The 17,929-nt window shown below is 66.1% G+C and carries 15 protein-coding genes and 1 pseudogene; 9 read left to right on the top strand and 7 right to left on the bottom strand.

Features of this window, described 5'->3' with window-relative positions:
* Window positions 1–161 precede the first annotated feature (161 nt).
* Window positions 162–1,094 (top strand): annotated as a pseudogene (locus tag AB4091_RS03630) (acyltransferase family protein); the annotation flags it as partial.
* Between the two features lie 52 nt (window positions 1,095–1,146).
* Here the strand turns inward: AB4091_RS03630 and AB4091_RS03625 are convergent.
* The 7 genes from AB4091_RS03625 to AB4091_RS03595 all read right to left on the bottom strand — a co-directional run bounded on the left by AB4091_RS03625 (window position 1,147) and on the right by AB4091_RS03595 (window position 9,987).
* Window positions 1,147–2,412, bottom strand: a complete 1,266-nt coding sequence (locus AB4091_RS03625; RefSeq protein ID WP_442290368.1) for a glycosyltransferase 87 family protein — start codon at window positions 2,410–2,412, stop codon at window positions 1,147–1,149.
* Between the two features lie 467 nt (window positions 2,413–2,879).
* The gene (locus tag AB4091_RS03620; protein ID WP_442290367.1) at window positions 2,880–4,094 is read right to left on the bottom strand and encodes a glycosyltransferase 87 family protein; all 1,215 of its coding nucleotides are present in this window, start codon (window positions 4,092–4,094) and stop codon (window positions 2,880–2,882) included.
* Window positions 4,095–4,217: 123 nt separating this feature from the next.
* Window positions 4,218–5,045, bottom strand: a complete 828-nt coding sequence (locus AB4091_RS03615; RefSeq protein ID WP_442290366.1) for a serine hydrolase — start codon at window positions 5,043–5,045, stop codon at window positions 4,218–4,220.
* Window position 5,046: 1 nt separating this feature from the next.
* Window positions 5,047–5,958, bottom strand: a complete 912-nt coding sequence (locus tag AB4091_RS03610; RefSeq protein ID WP_442290365.1) for an alpha/beta fold hydrolase — start codon at window positions 5,956–5,958, stop codon at window positions 5,047–5,049.
* Between the two features lie 19 nt (window positions 5,959–5,977).
* Complete coding sequence (locus AB4091_RS03605) at window positions 5,978–6,481, bottom strand: phage holin family protein (RefSeq protein ID WP_442290364.1); 504 nt, start codon at window positions 6,479–6,481, stop codon at window positions 5,978–5,980.
* A gap of 114 nt (window positions 6,482–6,595) precedes the next feature.
* Window positions 6,596–7,987, bottom strand: coding sequence for a Na+/H+ antiporter NhaA (nhaA, locus tag AB4091_RS03600; RefSeq protein WP_442290363.1), 1,392 nt, complete (start codon window positions 7,985–7,987; stop codon window positions 6,596–6,598).
* A gap of 551 nt (window positions 7,988–8,538) precedes the next feature.
* A complete protein-coding gene (locus AB4091_RS03595; protein WP_442290362.1) occupies window positions 8,539–9,987 on the bottom strand; it encodes a hypothetical protein in 1,449 nt (482 codons plus the stop codon).
* Window positions 9,988–10,172: 185 nt separating this feature from the next.
* Here AB4091_RS03595 and AB4091_RS03590 point away from each other — a divergent pair, with 185 nt between their 5' ends.
* The 8 genes from AB4091_RS03590 to AB4091_RS03555 all read left to right on the top strand — a co-directional run bounded on the left by AB4091_RS03590 (window position 10,173) and on the right by AB4091_RS03555 (window position 17,929).
* Entirely contained in the window at window positions 10,173–10,346 is a 174-nt protein-coding gene (locus AB4091_RS03590; RefSeq protein WP_442290361.1) for a Flp family type IVb pilin, read from the top strand.
* Window positions 10,347–10,650: 304 nt separating this feature from the next.
* The gene (locus tag AB4091_RS03585; RefSeq protein WP_045190682.1) at window positions 10,651–10,827 is read left to right on the top strand and encodes a Flp family type IVb pilin; all 177 of its coding nucleotides are present in this window, start codon (window positions 10,651–10,653) and stop codon (window positions 10,825–10,827) included.
* 61 nt (window positions 10,828–10,888) lie between these two features.
* Entirely contained in the window at window positions 10,889–11,323 is a 435-nt protein-coding gene (locus AB4091_RS03580; RefSeq protein WP_442290360.1) for a TadE/TadG family type IV pilus assembly protein, read from the top strand.
* Window positions 11,320–12,516 (top strand): pilus assembly protein TadG-related protein, encoded by a 1,197-nt coding sequence (locus AB4091_RS03575; RefSeq protein ID WP_442290359.1) that lies wholly within the window; start codon window positions 11,320–11,322, stop codon window positions 12,514–12,516. Before AB4091_RS03580 ends, AB4091_RS03575 begins: the two co-directional genes overlap by 4 nt.
* A 49-nt stretch (window positions 12,517–12,565) precedes the next feature.
* Entirely contained in the window at window positions 12,566–13,366 is an 801-nt protein-coding gene (gene cpaB, locus AB4091_RS03570; RefSeq protein ID WP_442290358.1) for a Flp pilus assembly protein CpaB, read from the top strand.
* A complete protein-coding gene (locus AB4091_RS03565; protein ID WP_442290357.1) occupies window positions 13,363–14,541 on the top strand; it encodes an AAA family ATPase in 1,179 nt (392 codons plus the stop codon). Before cpaB ends, AB4091_RS03565 begins: the two co-directional genes overlap by 4 nt.
* Window positions 14,538–15,932 carry a CpaF family protein gene (locus AB4091_RS03560; RefSeq protein ID WP_442290356.1) on the top strand — a complete coding sequence of 465 codons (1,395 nt, stop codon included), beginning with the start codon at window positions 14,538–14,540 and terminating at the stop codon, window positions 15,930–15,932. Before AB4091_RS03565 ends, AB4091_RS03560 begins: the two co-directional genes overlap by 4 nt.
* Before the next feature lie 32 nt (window positions 15,933–15,964).
* Window positions 15,965–17,929 carry a type II secretion system F family protein gene (locus AB4091_RS03555; RefSeq protein WP_442290355.1) on the top strand — a complete coding sequence of 655 codons (1,965 nt, stop codon included), beginning with the start codon at window positions 15,965–15,967 and terminating at the stop codon, window positions 17,927–17,929.

The raw sequence follows: 17,929 nt of genomic DNA, 5'->3' as shown, positions 1-17,929 counted from the left end.
ACACGGCCCGACATGGAGAGCGTCGCCACCCGGTACAACGGCGTCCAGCAGGGCCTGGGTTGGGAGACGAGGCCGGTCAGCGCGCCGCGGGGGTCACGCGGGCCTCGCCTATGTTGCGGATAAGTCCGTAACGCGGCTTTCATCCGTTTACCCTCGCCAAGGTGAGGTCCGAAGATTCAAGGTACGTGCCGTCCATCGACGGCCTGCGGGCAGTCTCCGTAGGTCTGGTTCTGACGGCCCATCTCGTTCCCGGCTTCGTTGCGGGCCGTGTAGGTGTAGACGTGTTTTTTGTGATCAGCGGCTACCTCATCTCGTCAATCTTGCTCGCGGAGCTGAAGGGTGTAGGCACGCTCAACCTCACGGCGTTCTACGCGCGGCGCGCCCTGCGTCTTCTGCCGGGCTTGCTTGCGGTTCTCGTCGCTCACATGCTCACGTTCAGACTCTGGCTGGGACTTGGCGCTGAACCAACTGATCTTGTCGCCGCTTGGGCCGCTGGGATCGCCTACTACTGGAACCTTCTGATCGTCATCAACGGGACTCTGCCCCAAGACGCCTCCGTGGGCTTGGCCCACTTGTGGTCGCTGGCGCAGGAGGAGCAGTTCTACCTGGCGATCCCCCTGCTATTGCTCGCGCTCGCTGGAACGCGACGGCGCACTGCCCTCTTTCTGGCACTGATGACGGTTGCGTCTCTGGTGACGGCGCTGCTCTACTTCCGCAGTGCCGGGTCCATCACGAGCGAGTTCTCCCCGTGGACTCGAAGCTTCGGTCTTTTCGTCGGGTGTACCCTGGCGGCCCTAAGGTCGTCTCATCGCTTCCAGGTTTCGAGCGTCTCGGCGTGGCTTGCTGTTGCGCTACTGGCCATTGTGGTGATCGCGTGCCTCGGGGCGGCCATCCCTATGTACTGGGATATCCCGGTCGGCGCCACGGCCGCGGGCGTCGTTGTTGCGCACCTTACGTGTGCGCCGCCGGTGGCCTCCAGCTTGCGTGCTCTGCTATCGAGGCCGTTTGTGGTGCGATTGGGGGTGCTCAGTTATTCGATTTATCTTTGGCACCTACCACTGATAGTCGTGGCGCGGGATGTTATGAATTTGCGGCCCGCGGCGGTAGCGCTGTTTGTGATCCCAGTAACGCTGTTGCTCGCCGTCATCACGCGTCGCTACCTGGAGATCCCCGCAGCGCGACTAAAGGCTCGGCTGTTTGGGCGACCGATGGCGGGAATGGAACAGCAGCATTCTCTGCGCGCGGCAGAGGTTCCGAGGCGAGAGAGCCAGGCCGGGCCGCAGTCGACTTCGTAAGGGCCACTACGAGAAGCGCGACGCCGACGATGACGTATGCGCAGGACTGAATGCGTTGCGGTGTGGCCAGCAGGAGTTCCCCATAGTCGCCTGGGGGATTAATCCAGATCGTCGGGTACCAAGAGATGGCTGACGTCAGCGCGAAGGTGATGTAGCGGCGGCGTGCAAGTAGTAGTCCGAGTGGCAGAATGAGCCAGACCCAGTGATGGCTCCAGGATATTGGCGACCCGAGCAGGGCGCCGAGCGCAACCCAAGAGACAGCCGCCACCTCACTGTCGGGACGCGCGCGTCGTAGCTCGATGAACGCGGCGGCTGTCCCGAGCGCCATTCCAAACACCAGCGCCGCAAGTCGCACGGTTTCACTTGGTGCGATGGTTCCGGTAGCGCGCATCCATGCGCCCAACAACGATTGGTTGTCGGAGCGGAGAACGGCCTCGCCGCCGAATTTCTCAAGGCCCACGAATCCCCCGCCCCAGAATATCTTCGAGGAACTAGGCGCCGCCAACCAGCCGAGAGCCGCCGACGCCAGGAAGCCCAGTCCTGAACGCACGAGAACGGCCCAGTCGCGTCGAAGGATCGCGATCACTATAAAGGCGGCGGGCGTAATCTTGATCCCCGCAGCGATCCCAGTCAGGAATCCGCGGTAGCGTCGCGGCAAGAGCAGCCAGTCGACCACCACCAACGCGACAAGTATGAGGTTGACCTGGCCCAGGAGTAAGTTTCGGAGCATGGGTTCAAGCGCGAGTCCCAGGCCACCGAGCACCAGTGCGAGCCACATCTGGAGGTGCAGACGCCGCGAGATCACGGCCACTATCGCCGCATAGCAGGCAAGCGAAACCAACGTGAAGACCAAACGCCCGGCATCAGTATGCAGCAAGGAAAGTGGCACGAATAGGAGCGCAGCAAATGGCGAGTATGTAAATGGCAGCTTCTCCACGGTCAAGGCGGAGTACAGGTCCCCGCCCTCTCGTGCGATCCGTCCCCCCATGGCATACACGTCGATGTCTACCCAGATGCCGTGACGTACGCTCGACCAGGTCATCCACAGCATCTCCGCCACTGCGAGCATGGCCACGCCACGAATCACGAACGCACGACGAGACGTAATTGATGCCATCATCCACTCCCTAACGTTGAGGCCACGCCTCAGCCATGATGCGGGTTCCCGTGTCAAATGTCCTGATTATGACGAATCAGTTGCGTTCGCCTCGCCGTGAACGCGGCATGATGCTCATGGCGTGCAAAGGATGTGTAGACGTGGCGCGTCCGCGCAGCGCAGCCCAAGCTCGAGCGTGGGTCGAGAATCGTGTCGGCCGCGGGGCAGAGCTAGCATCGTGTGCCCAGGCGAGAGACCGAACGTCGGTCAGGGCTCCAACGCCGGCACCAAGCCCGTCCGTGCGGCTCTCCCAGAACGCTCTCCCAGAAGGGCTCTCGCGAGGGCGAAGGAGGTGTGGCGGGCGTCTATGTCGAGGCCGCCCCGCTCGATGAGTATCGATCCGACGTTCGACCGGCCGTTTCCGAGGACTGGGTGCCGGACGAGTTCGAGCCCGGTCACGCTGTCGCCAGCGCTGTCCGCCACATGGCTCACCGAGCGATCGATGCAGGGGCCCGTGCCTCAATGAGATCGCGCGCTGCCTCGCGCCCGCTCGGTGCGCGCCTTCGTGGTCGGGGTTCCCTCAGGGAAGAGATCAAAAGGGTGATCCCGACGATGACGTAGGCGCAGGACAGAATCCGCTGTGGAGCATTCAGCATCAGTTCGCGGTAGTCGCCAGGCGGACTGATCCAGATCGTCGGGTACCAAGAGACGAGCGCAGTCAGCGCGAACCCGACATAGCGGGCTCGGGACAACAGCACTCCGAGCGCCACAACGAGCCAGATCCAGTGGTGGCTCCAGGACACCGGGGAGCCGAGCAAGGAGCCGAGTGCCACCCAGCAAACAGCGGCTACGTCAGTGCCCGGCCGAGCTCGGCGAAGCTCGATGTAGGCCGCGGTCACCCCTAGCGACATGCCGATGAGCAGAGTCGCAAACTGCATGGTCTGACTCGGGAAGATCGTTCCCGTGAGGCGCATCCAAGCCCCGAGCAACGACTGGTTGTCGGTGGCGAGCACCTCCGATCTTCCGAACTTCTCCAGCCCCATGAAGCCACCGCCCCAGAACGTGCGAGAAGCAGCAGGTGCAACCAGCCAGCCAAGGACTACCGACCCCAACAGGCCCACGCCGCCGCGTGCCGCGACCGCCCAGTCCCGACGGATCACAGCCAAGACGAAGAAGGCCGCGGGCGTGATCTTGATGCCGGCGGCAATCCCCGTGAGGTACCCGCGGTAGCGCTTGGGTAGAAGCAGCCAGTCGGTCACGACGAGCGCCATCAGCACAATGTTGACCTGACCCAGCTGCACGTTGCGCAGCATGGGCTCGAAGGCGAGGCCGACGCCAGCCAGTAGCGCGACCTGCCACCACGCCAAACGGAGTCGTCGCGACACAGTCGCCACGACCAGCGTGTAGCACGTGAGGGATACAAGCGTGAAGAGCACCCGTCCGACCTCCGCCTGAAGCATGGAGAACGGCACGAACATGACAGCGGCGAAGGGCGAGTAGGTGAATGGCAGGAACTCGGAGGTCGTTGCGGAGTACAGATCCCCGCCGTGCCTGACGATGTCCCCTCCTAGGGCATACACATCTGAATCGACCCATGAGCCGTGCAGATTGCCGGCCCAGTTCCGCCAGAGCATCTCCATCACGAGCACCAGCGCCGTCCCGCGCATGACATGTGTAAGACCGGACACGTGCTTTGTCGCCATGTAGACCCCCTGAGTCTGGAACGTCGCGGCCGCAATGATCCGACGTCTGGGGTGAAATGTCCCGGTAATGGCGGACATTGACGATTCGATCGGGAATGCTCGCATCTCCCGCAACGCGCCGTTTCAGAGCTGGGCGAGCACCTGCTCGCCGACATGGCGCATTCCGCGCAGCACGGCCCAGACCGTGAGGTGGTCGAGCGTCGTGCCGGGGGTGGGGTCCCAGTTGGCGATGGCTGCCCACGTGACCGTCCGGTCATCGACGGTGACGGCACCGACATCGGCGCGCACGCCGGCGTCGGTGCCGGTCTTGTTCCAGAACGTTGTCGGCAGGGCGAGCGAGTCGTGGTGGGCGATCGGGTCCAGACCCCCCTGCTCGACCAGCGCCGAGCCGACCATCGACTGGTCGACGTTGGCCGACAGCCACTGCCGAACCAGGTGGTCCGCCTCGGGGCCCGCGGCGGTGCCGCTGGCCAGACGGCTCATGAGGGTGCTCAGCTCGCTGGCGGTGCCGGTCGACAGCGTCGCCGGGTGGTCGGCCGCTCGCACGTCGCGGACCCGGTCGTGCAGGGCAGTGGCCCGGAGCCCGAGGGAAGTTGCGCGTGCGGCGACCTCGGCAAGCCCTACCCGCCGGAGCAGGACGTTCGTCGCGAGGTTGTCGGACACGGCCCCGACGAGGGCGGCCACGTCCACGAGGGGGAGCGTCTCGACCGACAGGGTGTGCCAGAGTCCGGAGTCGCCGACCCAGAGATCGACGGTCCGCGTCAGCGGCTCATCAGGGGACAACTCGCCGGCGGCGATGGCTCGTGCCGTCTCGACGAGCAGGAGCACCTTGCCGACGGATGCCGTGCGCAACGGCTCGTCGGTGCCAGCAAAGCCCAGCGGCATACCTGATTGGTCACGAACGCACACCGACCACGTGACCCCGCCGGCGTGTGGAAGCTCGAACTCCATGTCAGACAAGGGATCCGAGCCACTTGGTGAGAGCGGCGTTGACCTGTTCGGGCGCCTCCTCGGTGAGGAAGTGCCCTGCGCCGGGGACCTTCACGTGGTGATAGTCACCGGGGACGAAGGCGCCGGAACCGTGGGTCGCAGAGGCGATGACGCAGCCGTCGTCGGTGCCCTGGAGCTGCAGCACCGGCACGCGGATCGCGTGCCGGATGCGTCGCATGAACAGGGGGCCGTCGGGCCGGACGGATGAGCGGCCGAGCCAGCGGTAGTGCTCCGCGGCCGAGTGCGCGACGAAAGGAATCATCATGGCGTCGCCGTAGCGCTCGACGTCCTCGCGCTCTGGGAACGACCCGAAGGGCGAGGCCCACGAGCGGAGGAGGTTCTCGACGTAGTCGTGCGACTTCGCCATCTCGCGCTCGGGCACGAACGGTGTCTGGAGTGCCCCGATCCACGAGGATGCCCGGCGCTGCTTCGAGTCGGTCCACGTCGCGTGGCGCATGATCCGGGGGTGGGGCATGGACAGGGAAGCGATCGCGCGCGTCACGTCGCGGCGCATCACCGGCATGCACCAGGCCACCCAGCCGCCGAGGCCCTGGCCGAGCACGACCGCGTCCTTCTCGCCCAGGGCACGGATGACGCTCGCGGCATCGAGCGTGGCCATGTACGTGTCGTAGCCGCGGGGTGGTTTGTCGGAGCCGCCGTAGCCGCGCAGGTCCATCGCGGCGACCCGGTAGCCGGCATCGGCCAGCGCAACCATCTGGTGGCGCCAGGTGAACCAGAACTGCGGGAAGCCGTGCAGCATGAGCACGAGCGGCCCGTCGCCCATCTCGGCGATGTGGAAGCGCGCACCGTTCGCGGAGACGTAGCGGTGCTCCCAAGGACCGTCGATGTTGACGAAGGCAGCGTCGACGGACATCGGAGGGGTCGGTCAGATCTCAGGCGTCGCGCGACGGATCGGGCTGCGCCGTCGGTGCGGTGGCCGTGGCGGGGATGTCCTTGCGGTCCCACTCGGGACGCGCAGCCGGCACGACGGTGCCGGGGTGCTCGGTGGCGGACTTGAGCGCGGCGACGGTCGTCTGCGCCTCGGCGATCGTCTTCTCCGGCGTCGGCTTGACGGTCTTCATCTTGCGGATGCCGAGAAAGGCGAGAACGCCAGCGACGAGCAGCATGAAGACGGTGACGATGAGGAAGCTGAGCCAACGGGGGAGGCCGAGCGCCTCGATACCTTCGGCGATGGTGATGAAGATGAAGTAGACGGAGTAGAAGACGATGACGCCTGCGGCCGCGAGGAGGCCGCCACCGATGCCCGCCTTCTTGACCTGCACCGAGACCTCAGCCTTGGCCAGGGCGATCTCGCTGCGAACGAGCGTCGAGATGTCCTGTGACGCGGACGCGACCAGCTGGCCAAGTGTCCGCTCCTGCCGGGGATCCGTGCTCATCGGCTCACTTCCTCGGTTCTCGAAGGCGAATGTCTGGATGGCGACTGCGCGGGCGCGCCCACCGGTTGCCACCCTACTGCGAGCCCCGTACCCGAAGGCGCGCGGCAGGCGACATCAGCCGGGATCCCGCGGCGGAGTGCCGACCTCTGGGGTCTCGTACGCGTCGGGCACGCCGTCGTCGTTGCGGTCCGCGGTCTCGTATGCCTCGACGAGTCGGTAATGACGGTTGCGCACTCTCAGCACGCCAGTCGCCAAGACGGCGGCGATGAGACTGCCGCACAGGACGGCGAGCTTGACATGATCGTCGCGCTCGGAGCCCGGCCCGAAGGCGAGTTCACCGACGAGAAGGCTGACGGTGAAGCCGACACCGGCGAGGACCGACAGGCCGAGCACATCGGTCCACGAGAGGTCTTCGTCCAGCTCGGCTCGGGTGAAGCGGGCGACTGCCCAAGTGCCGCCCATTACCCCGACAGCCTTTCCCGCGACCAGACCCATGACGACTCCGATCGCGGCTGGATCGCGCAGCGCAGCCGCGAACCCGCCCCCAACAACGGTCACGCCGGCAGCGAAGAACGCGAAGACCGGGACGGCGAAGCCCGCCGAGAACGGTCGGATCCGGTGTTCGATGCGCTCGGCCAAGGAGTGCCGGTCAGGGTCGTCCTCGATCTCGCGGTTGACGGGCACAAGAAGGCCCAGGAGAACCCCGGCCACCGTTGCATGGACCCCGCTCGAGTGCACGCACATCCATGCGAGGAGAGCCGGAACCGCCAACAGAAACGGATTCGTCAGCCTTCGCTTCAGCAGGAGGCGCCAGACCGCCAGAGGAAGAGCAGCGGCCAGGAGCCACAGCAGGTTCACCGAATCGGTGTAGAACACGGCGATGATCGTGATCGCGATGAGGTCGTCGACGACGGCCAGAGTCAACAGGAATGACCGAAGCGCGCTCGGAAGGTGGGTCCCGATGACGGCGAGAACCGCCAGAGCGAAGGCGATGTCGGTCGCCGTGGGGATCGCCCACCCGCGGAGTATGCCGCCTGGGTCGCCCCCATCTCCGCCTCTCGACATGAGCGTCGCAGTGACGACGAAGAGCGCCGCGGGGAGAAGCACGCCGCAGACCGCGGCCGCAATGGGTAGCGCCGCCTTGCGGCGGTCCGCCAGGTCGCCGGCCACGAACTCGCGCTTGAGCTCGATACCGGCGACGAGGAAGAAGACAGCGAGCAGTCCGTCCGCCGCCCACGTGCCGAGGGAAAGGTCGAGGTGGATCGCCGACGGTCCGACGACGGTGTCCCGCATCGTTGAGTAGCCGTCGCGCCACGGCGAGTTCGCCCAGACGAGGGCTGCCACGGCTGCGATGAGCAGAATGGCTCCACCGACGGTCTCGGCGCGGAGAAGCTCTGCGACGAACTTGGCCTCCCGCCAGGTGCCACGACCCAGCAGGCGGTCTCGCCGGGAAGTGCTTGCGTCATTCGTCGCGTGTGTCGTCGGCTCTGGTCGCTCGGATGCCATGGAGTTCCCTTCGGGGCGCGTGGGTATCGAACGCCGACCAGACTTCCCGGCACACCAGGCGCGCTGAGGTCTCTCAGGGCCGTGGCCACTGTACCGGGAAGCCTTGGGACACGGGCAATTCGGACTATCAGGACATCGTCCGTAAGAGGCGGTCGACCTCCGTACATTTGGTGCCGGGGCGGGAGTAATCCCGGAAAATCACATAGTTGGGGGGTAACGACATGGGTTCGAACACCGAGCCTGGGTGGTACTACGTCGGCCAGGGGCAGCTGCGCTACCGCGACGAAGTGGGCTGGACGGCGTACGAGATGGACACGCGCGACGTCCGGGCAGCGGAGTGGCCGCCGCCGACGCCCTCAGAGATGCTGCAGGAACTGCGCGCGAGTGGGGTGGACCATTCCTCACGCAAGTTCCCGAACGCCATCCGACGCCTCCGGGGGGTCGGCCGAAATGCAGGGCGCCACCGCAGCGCATGACCTCGCTCAGGCCTGAAATGAGCTGATAAGAACTGCCGGGCTGCCTTGGGTCCGGCAGTTCTTATGCGCGGCAGATCAACGTGCGCACTCGAGTATTGCGAAGTCCGTTGCTCGACCTACTTCGGTGCAACCTGTCGTCATGGCCAGCCGGTGAGCCAGCGAATTGGGTGCGGCGACGACCAGGTCGGAACCGTCGATCGCACGCCGGCCACCTTCGTGGCCGAGCCACACGTCGAGGTAGGCCGCTTGGTCTTCGGGTCGGAACGCGTCAATGGGATTGCTCGCCCAGACGGTGACACCCGCCGCCGTCAGGTCTTCCGCCAGCGGTTCCGGCGCCAGGACGACACGCCCGCCGGCGAGTGCGCTGATCGTGCGAACTGTCTCGACGGGCCCGCCAATGGCGACCTCGCGGCCGAACAGGCTCACCACGGCGACAACCGACAAGCTCAGAGCAAGGCCGGGAACGAGGAGTTGTCGCCCAGTCCGTCGAGGCTTCTCGCTGGCGTCGTATGTAGAAGCGGACGGTGACCGGTCCGCAGCCCGCCTGGCAGGCGCAAGTCGCGAAAGCCCGATTGCGCCGGGGGCGACGAGGAAGAGGAGGAGCCACATCGCGTGCCGGGCTGACGTGACCGTGGCGGCCGCCATGCCCAGGACGGCGCACAGCTCCCAGACCTTGAGGCGACCTCGAAGAAGAGCTGTCAGACCCAGCGTCATCGTGGCCGTGATCATGAGCAGGTCGAAGGTGGAGCCCAGATCGGGCCTTGCCCACAGCTCGGTGCCTCGGCGTGCGGCCTCGTTCGACAGCACCCCGAGGTAGTAGTGCCCGGTGCGAAGGAGGGCCGGGTTCGCCCACACCGAAAGGAGCGCTGCGATGCCCACGAGCAGGGCGGTGATGGGCGTGCTCCGAAGACGCGAGAGCGCCAGGTAGCAACCCGTGATGGCGACCCCGACGAGCACGCCTCCGTGCAGGTTGCCCCACAGGGCGATCAGCGGCACGGCGAGCCAGATGCGGTTGGTCGGATGCCGGGACTCGGCCCGCAGCAGAAGGACAAGAAGTGCGTAGGGAAGCAGGGAGAGCATCTGTGCGCGGACCACGCCGAACGTCGGTAGCAGCCCGGCTCCGACGAAGGCGAGCGCGATGGCGACCGCCGTGGGGTGCGTTCCGGCTCGAACCGCTTCGCCTCCGAGAAGCAACAGTGTCGCTGCAGTGATGCCCAGCAGTGCGACAGCGAGGCCAACCGGTGAAAAGGAGTGAACCGCATACATGAGGAGCTCGCCGAGAACTGGCACGTTCGGCCAGCCGTTCGTGTCGGCGGCAGCGAACGGAACCCCGACGGGCACGGAGCCCTGGGCTGCGATGCGTTCGCCGAGCGCGACCATCCACATCGTGTCGGCGCCGACGAGAGCTCGAGGCGCCAGATAGCAGGACAGTGCTGCGACGACGAGCGCCGGCAACCATCGAAGGCCGCCGGCCTGAACCCCAGGGCGGCTCGAAATCGCTTGCCCCGTAATGGTGCTCGTCATTTTGTGGTGCTGACCGTTCTAGCGCTGGGATGGGCTCTCTGGGACTTTGCCCGTTTTCGGACGGTACACGGCCCTATGCGAGGTAGAGGCGTTATTTACGATTTATCGAACAACTACGCCGTCCACGCCCTACCGTCGCCTCGGAGGGCTGCGGAGGGCAGCCCCGCAAGGGAGGGCCCGTTCACATGACCAAGCTCGTAGCAAAGATCCAGACCGTGCTCGCCGCCCGTGACAAGGGCGCCACCGCGGTCGAGTACGGCCTGATGTTGGCGCTCATCGCCGCCGTCATCATCGCCGGCGTCACGCTGATCGGCACGAACAGCGGCAACACGTTCAACAACGTCGCGACCGCCATCTGAGAGAGCCTGCTCCGCGGGGGCGGGCGCTGGATTTCTGCAAGATTGCAAGATTGCTGCAAGACGACCGCAAGGAAGGGCCACGTTCGGCCCAGTCGGGCGGCTCCGACGGGGCGCAGTGTCCACGGTTTTGTGGGTACTACGCCCCGTTTTGTTGCAATTTGACCCGGACAAATCCACAAGGCGACACGCCGGTTGATCGTTGCAAGACTTTTCGCCCATTTCTGAGACAAGGGGTCACAAGCCCACCTACCTTCTGCGTGGGGGGCTCACACCGGGTGGCCCCGAACCGTGAAGGGAAACTTCAATGACCAAGCTCATCGCCAAGCTCCAGACCCGCCTCAACGTCTCCCGCGACAAGGGCGCCACCGCCGTCGAGTACGGCCTGATGGTCGCGCTCATCGCCGCCGTCATCATCGCCGGCGTGACGCTCGTCGGTAGCGCCTCGGGCAACACGTTCAACAACGTCGCCACCAAGATCTGACGATCGAGGCGGTCCGAGCCGCAAGGCCCACGGGCCACAACACAGAGAGGAGGGGAGACACATGCGCACAACACCCAGGCCGCGGTCCCAACCGCAGCGGACGCTTCGCGAGCGAGGGGCGGCCGCGGTTGAGCTGGCCATCGTGTTTCCCCTCCTCTTCCTCGTGATCGCTGGGATCGTCGACTTCGGTCGGGCGTTCTTCACCCAGATCCAGGTCACCAACGCGGCACGTGAGGGCGCCCGCGCCGCGGTTGTCATGGTGTCGAATTCCGATGTCATCACAAGGGCGACGAACGCAGCAGCAGGGGTCCCGGGCGTGGGAGCGAATGTCGTCGCGGCCTGTACATCCGGCTCAACGACAAACGCCTCTGTTCAAGTGACGGCGCCCTTCGAGTGGATTCTCCTCGGGCCGGCCATGTCGCTCATTGGCAAGTCGATCGGCGGCGGCAACGTGACCGTGATCTCCTCGACGGGAGTCATGCGATGCGGTGGATGAGGCGCGGGGCCTCCCGCCGCGAGCGGGAGAAGGGCGCTGTCGCATCCATCGCCGCCATCCTGCTCGCCAGTGGCGTCGTGATGGCGATGCTCGCCCTCACCGTGGACGTCGGGAACATCATGGCTGAGAGGCGGCAGCTGCAGAACGGCGCAGATGCGGCCACGCTGGCCCTCGCGCGGAGTTGCGCCAAGGTGCCGGCCGTGATCGCCTGCAGCACGGCTGCAATCGCGTCGAGCACCTTCGAAAGTCTTGCCGGTGCAAACTCCGTGGACGGGTTGCAGTCACTTCCGGCCACAGACGCGTCATCTCAGCCGCTCATCTGCGGCAGTAACGTTCCGACCCTGCCCGCCTGCACCATCTCGGCGTCCGCGGCGGATCTTGCTGCTTGCCTGCCGCTGCCGACCGGGTTCGATCCGACTGTGCCTTATGTCGAGACACGCACAACGACGAAGTCCACGGGTTCGACACCCAACGTCCTCACGTCCTTCTTCGCCAAGGTTGCGATCGCCGGCTACACGGACAAGCAGTACACCGCGTGTAGCCGGGCAGGCTGGGGGCCGCCGGCCGGAACCGGCAACACGCTGCCGATGACAATCGGCAACTGCGAATGGCTGAAGGTGACTGGTGACGGGACTAAGTACGCCCCAAGCCCCCCGTACTCACCGGCTCCGGGCACCTCGTCGACCAGCTTGCCAAGCTCGATCAAATCCGGCGGCTACGTCCTGGGAATCCAGTCGCATGCCGACGCGAACAACGTGGACGCGAGTTGCCGCAAGGCTAACGGGCAGTACTACCCAGGAGGCTTCGGCTGGCTTCAAGAGACCAACTGCGTCACGACCGTCGCTGCCGACGCCACAGTGACCGGTGATACAGGCGCTTCCGTGCCCAACGGCTGCAAGACCGCCGCGAACCTCGATCAGTACCTTGGCAAGGAGGTTTTCATTCCTGTCAGCGTCACGGCTACCGGGTCGGGCAGCAGCGGCTCGTACACGATGGATGGAGTGGCCTCCTTCTTCCTGGCCGGTTACTCGCAGCTGCCTGCCGGGGGCTCCAACGCTGTGTACAAGGACGAGCTGAACGTCTGCGACAAGAAATGCATCTGGGGCTGGTTCACGTCCGGCCTGCAACCCGTCGGCTCCTCACTCAGCTCCGGGTCGGGCAAGGGCGCGAAGAGCGTCGTGCCCGTCGGCTGACTGCCTCACGCAACCGCTTCTTCTGCAACGACCTGGGGGAACCAGAAACATGAACCGTCGAATCCTTGCCATCGCACTCGCGGTCGTGCTCGCTATCGGTGGCGGTGCCATGGTCATCACGTACGCCCGCAACGCCGACGCTCGCGCGATCGCCGCTGAGTCGCCCGCCCGGGTCTACGTCGCGCAGAAGCCGATTCCCGCAGGCACGACTCTCAAGGACGCGCAGCGCGAGGAGATGATCGCCGAGACGGTCGTCGCCGCGAAGGCGCTTCCAGTGGGGGCGCTGGATGAGATCAACGCCGACAACAACAACCTCTTGGCCCTGTCTGACGTCCAGCCCGGCGAGTTCCTGCTTGCAGCGCGCTTCGGCTCGACTCCCGTGGGGGACAAGGCGATCGAGGTGCCGTCGGGCATGCTCGCGGTCTCACTTCAGCTCAGCGACCCCGCCCGCGTGGGCAAGTTCGTGACGCCTGGTTCGAAGATCGCGATCTACCAGAGCTACCAGATCAAGGACCTGCGAGACACACCCGAGGCCAAGATCCTCAATGACAACGACGTCCACGGCACGAGTCTGCTGCTGCCTGACGTCCTGGTCATCGGCATGGGTGACTCGCCGCTGTCGGCGCCCGTGAAGACGACTGCCGAGGGTGAGCAGCCCACTGCCTCGGCCCAGTCGCAGGCCGGGGGGTTCCTGGTCACCGTGGCTGTCAGCCCGGATGACGCACCCATCCTGATCCACGGGATCAACAACCGGACCCTGTATGCCGCGCTGCGTGGTTCCGACGTCAAGGTCGACCCACGCCTCGAGGTGACCGACCTGAAGCTGCGCGCGGCGGTGACGACGCCATGACGATCCTTTGGGACGGTTCAGCCGAGGGCGCCGACTCATACCGGTTCGCCCTGGGCGGCGACGCCCTCCACCTGACCTCGGGGCCGCGCGTGAGCCGGGCGCTCGAGGAGGACCCGTCGCACGCCCTCGTCGTCATCGGTCCGGACATCGACCTCGATTCGGCCTGCAGCTTGGCTGAGGAGGAGCGCGTGGCCAGGCCCGAGCTCGGTGTGATCCTGCTGCGCCACCGTCTCGACGTGACGGTGCTCGCGCAGGCCCTGCGCAGCGGCGTCCGCGAGGTGGTTGCAGCTGACGACCAGAACGCCGTCGCGGAGGCGGTCCGTCGCTCGAACGCGCTGACTGCGCAGCTCGTCGGGAATGGTGGCTCCCAAGCAGGTTCGCGGGACGGCAAGGTCATCACCGTGTTCAGCGCCAAGGGTGGCGTCGGCAAGACGACCATCTCGACGAACCTCGCGACGTACCTCGCGTCGACGGGTTCCCGGACGGTTCTGGTGGACCTCGACCTCATGTTCGGTGACGTGGCGATCAGCCTCCAGCTCCAGCCGCCAGGCTCGGTGCGCGACCTCGTGGCCATGAGTGGACACCTCGATGCCCAAGGCGTCGAGTCGGTCGTCACCAAGCACGAGCCGAGTGGCCTCCACGTCATTGCGGCACCGCCGGACCCTGCCGATGCCGAGCGCGTGCCCTCGCACGTCGTCGTGGAGCTGCTGCGGATAGCCCGCGCCAGCTACGACTACGTGATCGTCGACACGCCGCCGTCGTTCACGGAGCACGTACTTGCTGCCTTTGACCTGAGCGACCTCACCATTCTCGTCGCGACGCTCGACATCCCGGCCGTCAAGAACCTCCGGATTGCGATCAACACGCTCGACACGCTGGGGGCGTCCAAGGAGGCGCGGACCATCGTCCTCAACCGTGCGGACGCCAAGGTCGGCCTTCGAGCCGACGACGTCGAGGCCGCGCTCAAGCAGCCGATCTCGGCCAACATCCCGAACACCCTGGCGGTTCCGGCCTCAGTGAACCGAGGCGTCGCGATCATCCTCGACGAGCCGCGAAGCCCGGTCGCCATGGCCCTGCGTGAGCTGGCCGACACCGAGGTCCGACAGCGCTTCGGCGAGGACCTGCAGAACGGTGCAAAGCGGAGCGGCTTCGGACTCCTGAGGAGCAAGCGATGAGCAACCTTGCCGAGCGACTCGACCGCGCCCGGGCTCAGCAGCAGGTCGTCGTCGACAACGGACCGGCGCAGGCTCGGCCGACGGCCGGACCCACGCCCGTCGCCAAGCGCCGCGCCGTCGACCCGTTCGCGGGCGTCAAGGAGCGAGTGCACCAGGCACTCGTCGAGCAGCTCGGTCCGCGGCTCTACGACCCGCACCTCGCCGAGGCCGAGCTGGCCGCCCAAGTTCGCACGACCCTCCAGGAGGTCATCGACCTCGAACAGACGCCCCTGTCACACGCCGACCGCACCCGCATTGCCCAGGACGTGTCGGACGACATCCTCGGTCACGGACCTCTCGAGCCATACCTGCGTGACCCAGAGGTCTCCGAGATCATGGTCAACGGGCCGGACAACATCTTCATTGAGCGCGCCGGCAAGCTCTTCCCTGTCGAGGCGACCTTTTCCAACGACGCACACCTGCGCCGCACCATCGACAAGATCGTCGGCCGCGTCGGCAGGCGCGTCGACGAGTCGAGCCCGATGGTGGATGCGCGCCTTCCCGACGGTTCGCGTGTCAACGCCGTCGTGCCACCCATCGCGCTGGACGGCTCGCTCCTGACGATCCGAAAGTTCTCCGCCGACCCCTTCACGGACAAGGACCTCATCACGTTCGGCACCATCACGCCGAACATCCGTGACTTCCTCGCGGCCTGCGTCAAGGGACGCCGCAACATCATCATCAGTGGCGGCACCGGCTCGGGAAAGACGACGACGCTCAACGTGATGAGCTCGTTCATCCCGGCCGACGAGCGCATCGTCACCATCGAGGACGCCGCCGAGCTCCAGCTGCAGCAGGACCACGTGCTGCGGCTCGAGTCCCGGCCGCCCAACATCGAGGGTCGCGGCGCGATCCAGATCCGCGATCTGGTCAAGAACTGCCTCCGCATGCGTCCCGACCGAATCATCGTCGGTGAGATCCGCGACGGCGCAGCACTCGACATGCTGCAGGCGATGAACACCGGCCACGACGGTTCCATCACGACCGTGCACGCCAACACCCCCCGCGACAGCCTGTCCCGTCTCGAGACGATGGTGCTCATGGCGGGCGTGGACCTTCCCATCCGTGCTATTCGCGAGCAGGTGGCCGGCGCCGTCGACCTCATCGTCCAGCAGTCCAGGCTCAAGGACGGCACGCGTCGCATCACGGCCATCAGCGAGGTCGTCGGCATGGAGTCGGATGTGATCACGCTGCAGGACATCTTCCTCTTCGACTACTCGGCGGGCCGTGACGATGCGGGCCGTTTCCTCGGTGGCATGGTTCCCACGGGGATCCGCCCGAAATTCACATCCGACCTGCAGGACCTCGGCGTCGAGCTCCCCGTGCAGCTGTTCTCGCGCATGGCTAGGTGAGTGCGGTGTTCCGTCGTCTGCTTCCGGTCGCCGTGAGCGCAGGGCTCGCCGCCACTGTCCTGGCGGCAGGCCCCCTGCAGGCCACCGCGGCCGACAGCGTCACCGTCGGCCTGAGCGGGGTGTCCACGACCACCGCGGGCTCAGGCTCGGTGCTGACAGGCGTGCTCACGCTCCGGAGCCGGTCCGCCGTCCAGGTGGACACGAACCGGCTGGTGGTGCGTGTGGACGGTGTGGCGCACCAGCCAATGGTCAAGCAGGCGCCGAAGCGCGCCCGCAAGGCAATGCTTGTCATCGACACCAGCGGATCTATGGGCGTGAGCGGCATGTCGACCGTCCGCACCGCGTCAAACACGTTCCTCGCCACGGTCCCGAGCGACGTCCTCGTTGGAGTCACCTCATTCGCTGACACGGCAGGCGTCGACCTGGCAGCAACCTCGGATCGAAAGGCGGTCCAGCGGGTCGTCAATGGACTGGCTTCGCGAGGCAACACGAGCCTGTATGCAGCGATGTCGGCTGCGACGACCTCGCTCGGGACGACGGGCGACCGCAGCATTCTCCTCCTCAGTGACGGCGCCGACACGGTCGCGCCGAACGGATCTGCGACGCTGAACGCGACGGTTGACAAGCTGCGTTCGGCCGGAGTGCGCGTCGACGTGGTGCGCTTCAAGACCTCCGACCCTGATGCTGTCGCGGCCCTAAGCCGATTCGCCTCTGCCAACGGCGGGTCCGTGGTTCCTGCGGCCAACACGGCCGCAGTGGCCTCGGCGTTTCAGGCTGCGGCCAAGGCGCTGGACCAGCAGGTGCAGTTCTCGTTGTCCTTGCCGGGCGTCAAAGCTGGCGATCATCAGGTCGACGTGACGGGAAGCGCTGGCGGGACCTCGTTCTCGTTCGCAAGCAAGGTCCAGTTCGCCTCACCGGTGCCTGCAGCTACCCCCGTGACCGCCCCATCTCCGCAGGCTGGCACTGATGCTGTGTCGGGTGGCTCGGTCGTCGACGGCCTCGCCACTCTGACCAAGCCGAACTACCTGCCGTGGATCGCTGCTGGGCTGCTCGGTCTTGCGGTGCTCACCTTCGTCATGGTGGTGTCGGCACCGACCCTGCAGACGCGTAAGGAGCGTCGGGTCGCCGCCATCGAGGGGTATGTCGTGGGCAGCCGCAGCGCTGCTAGGGAGGAGGTCCGGGCCACCCAGCACAACATCACGGAGTCGCTTCTCGATCTGGGCGAGAAGGTGATGAAGGACCGCGAGTCGACGAAGACCACCATGTCTCTCATCGAGCGTGCCGACCTGCCCTTCAGGGCTGGCGAGTGGTTCGTCGTCCGGGCCATCGCCGTGGTTCTCGGCGTCCTAGGTGGTTGGCTGTTCGGCGCGGAGTCGCCCCTGATCCCGCTGGCCGCCGGTGCGCTCGTCGGCCTCGCGCTGCCGCCGGTCGCGCTACGATTCGTGGCTGCTCGCCGCTCGAAGCAGTTCGAGCGTCAGCTGCCCGACATCCTCATGCTGGTCTCCACCAGCCTCAAGAGTGGGTTCGGCCTGCCCCAGGCGCTAGATGCCGTCGCGCGCGACACGGCCGAGCCGGCCGCCAAGGAGTTCGGCCGCGCCCTGGCCGAGACACGCATCGGCACTGACATCACCGACGCCCTGGAGCGCATGGGTGAGCGAATGGGGAGCGTGTCGATGCGTTGGGCCGTGATGTCCATCCGCATCCAGCGAGACGTCGGTGGCAACCTCGCCGACACCCTTCGCACCACCGCGAATACGTTGCGCGAGCGTGAGTCGCTCCAACGGCAGGTGTCCACTCTGTCTGCCGAAGGAAAGCTCTCCGCGTACATCCTGGTCGCGATGCCGATCTTCCTGTTCTTCTACATGATGCGGGTCAACTACGACTACGTCTCTCTGCTGTGGACCGACCAGATCGGTGTGTTCATGGGCATCGGCGGAATCGTCAGCTTGTTCGTCGGCATGCTGTGGATGCGCAGCGTCGTGAAGATCGAGGTGTGA

Source organism: Terrabacter sp. 2RAF25 (assembly GCF_052115265.1).
In the GTDB taxonomy this organism is placed as follows: domain Bacteria; phylum Actinomycetota; class Actinomycetes; order Actinomycetales; family Dermatophilaceae; genus Terrabacter.
Note: the sequence above shows the minus strand (reverse complement) of the source record. Positions and strands in the feature narration are given on the sequence as shown.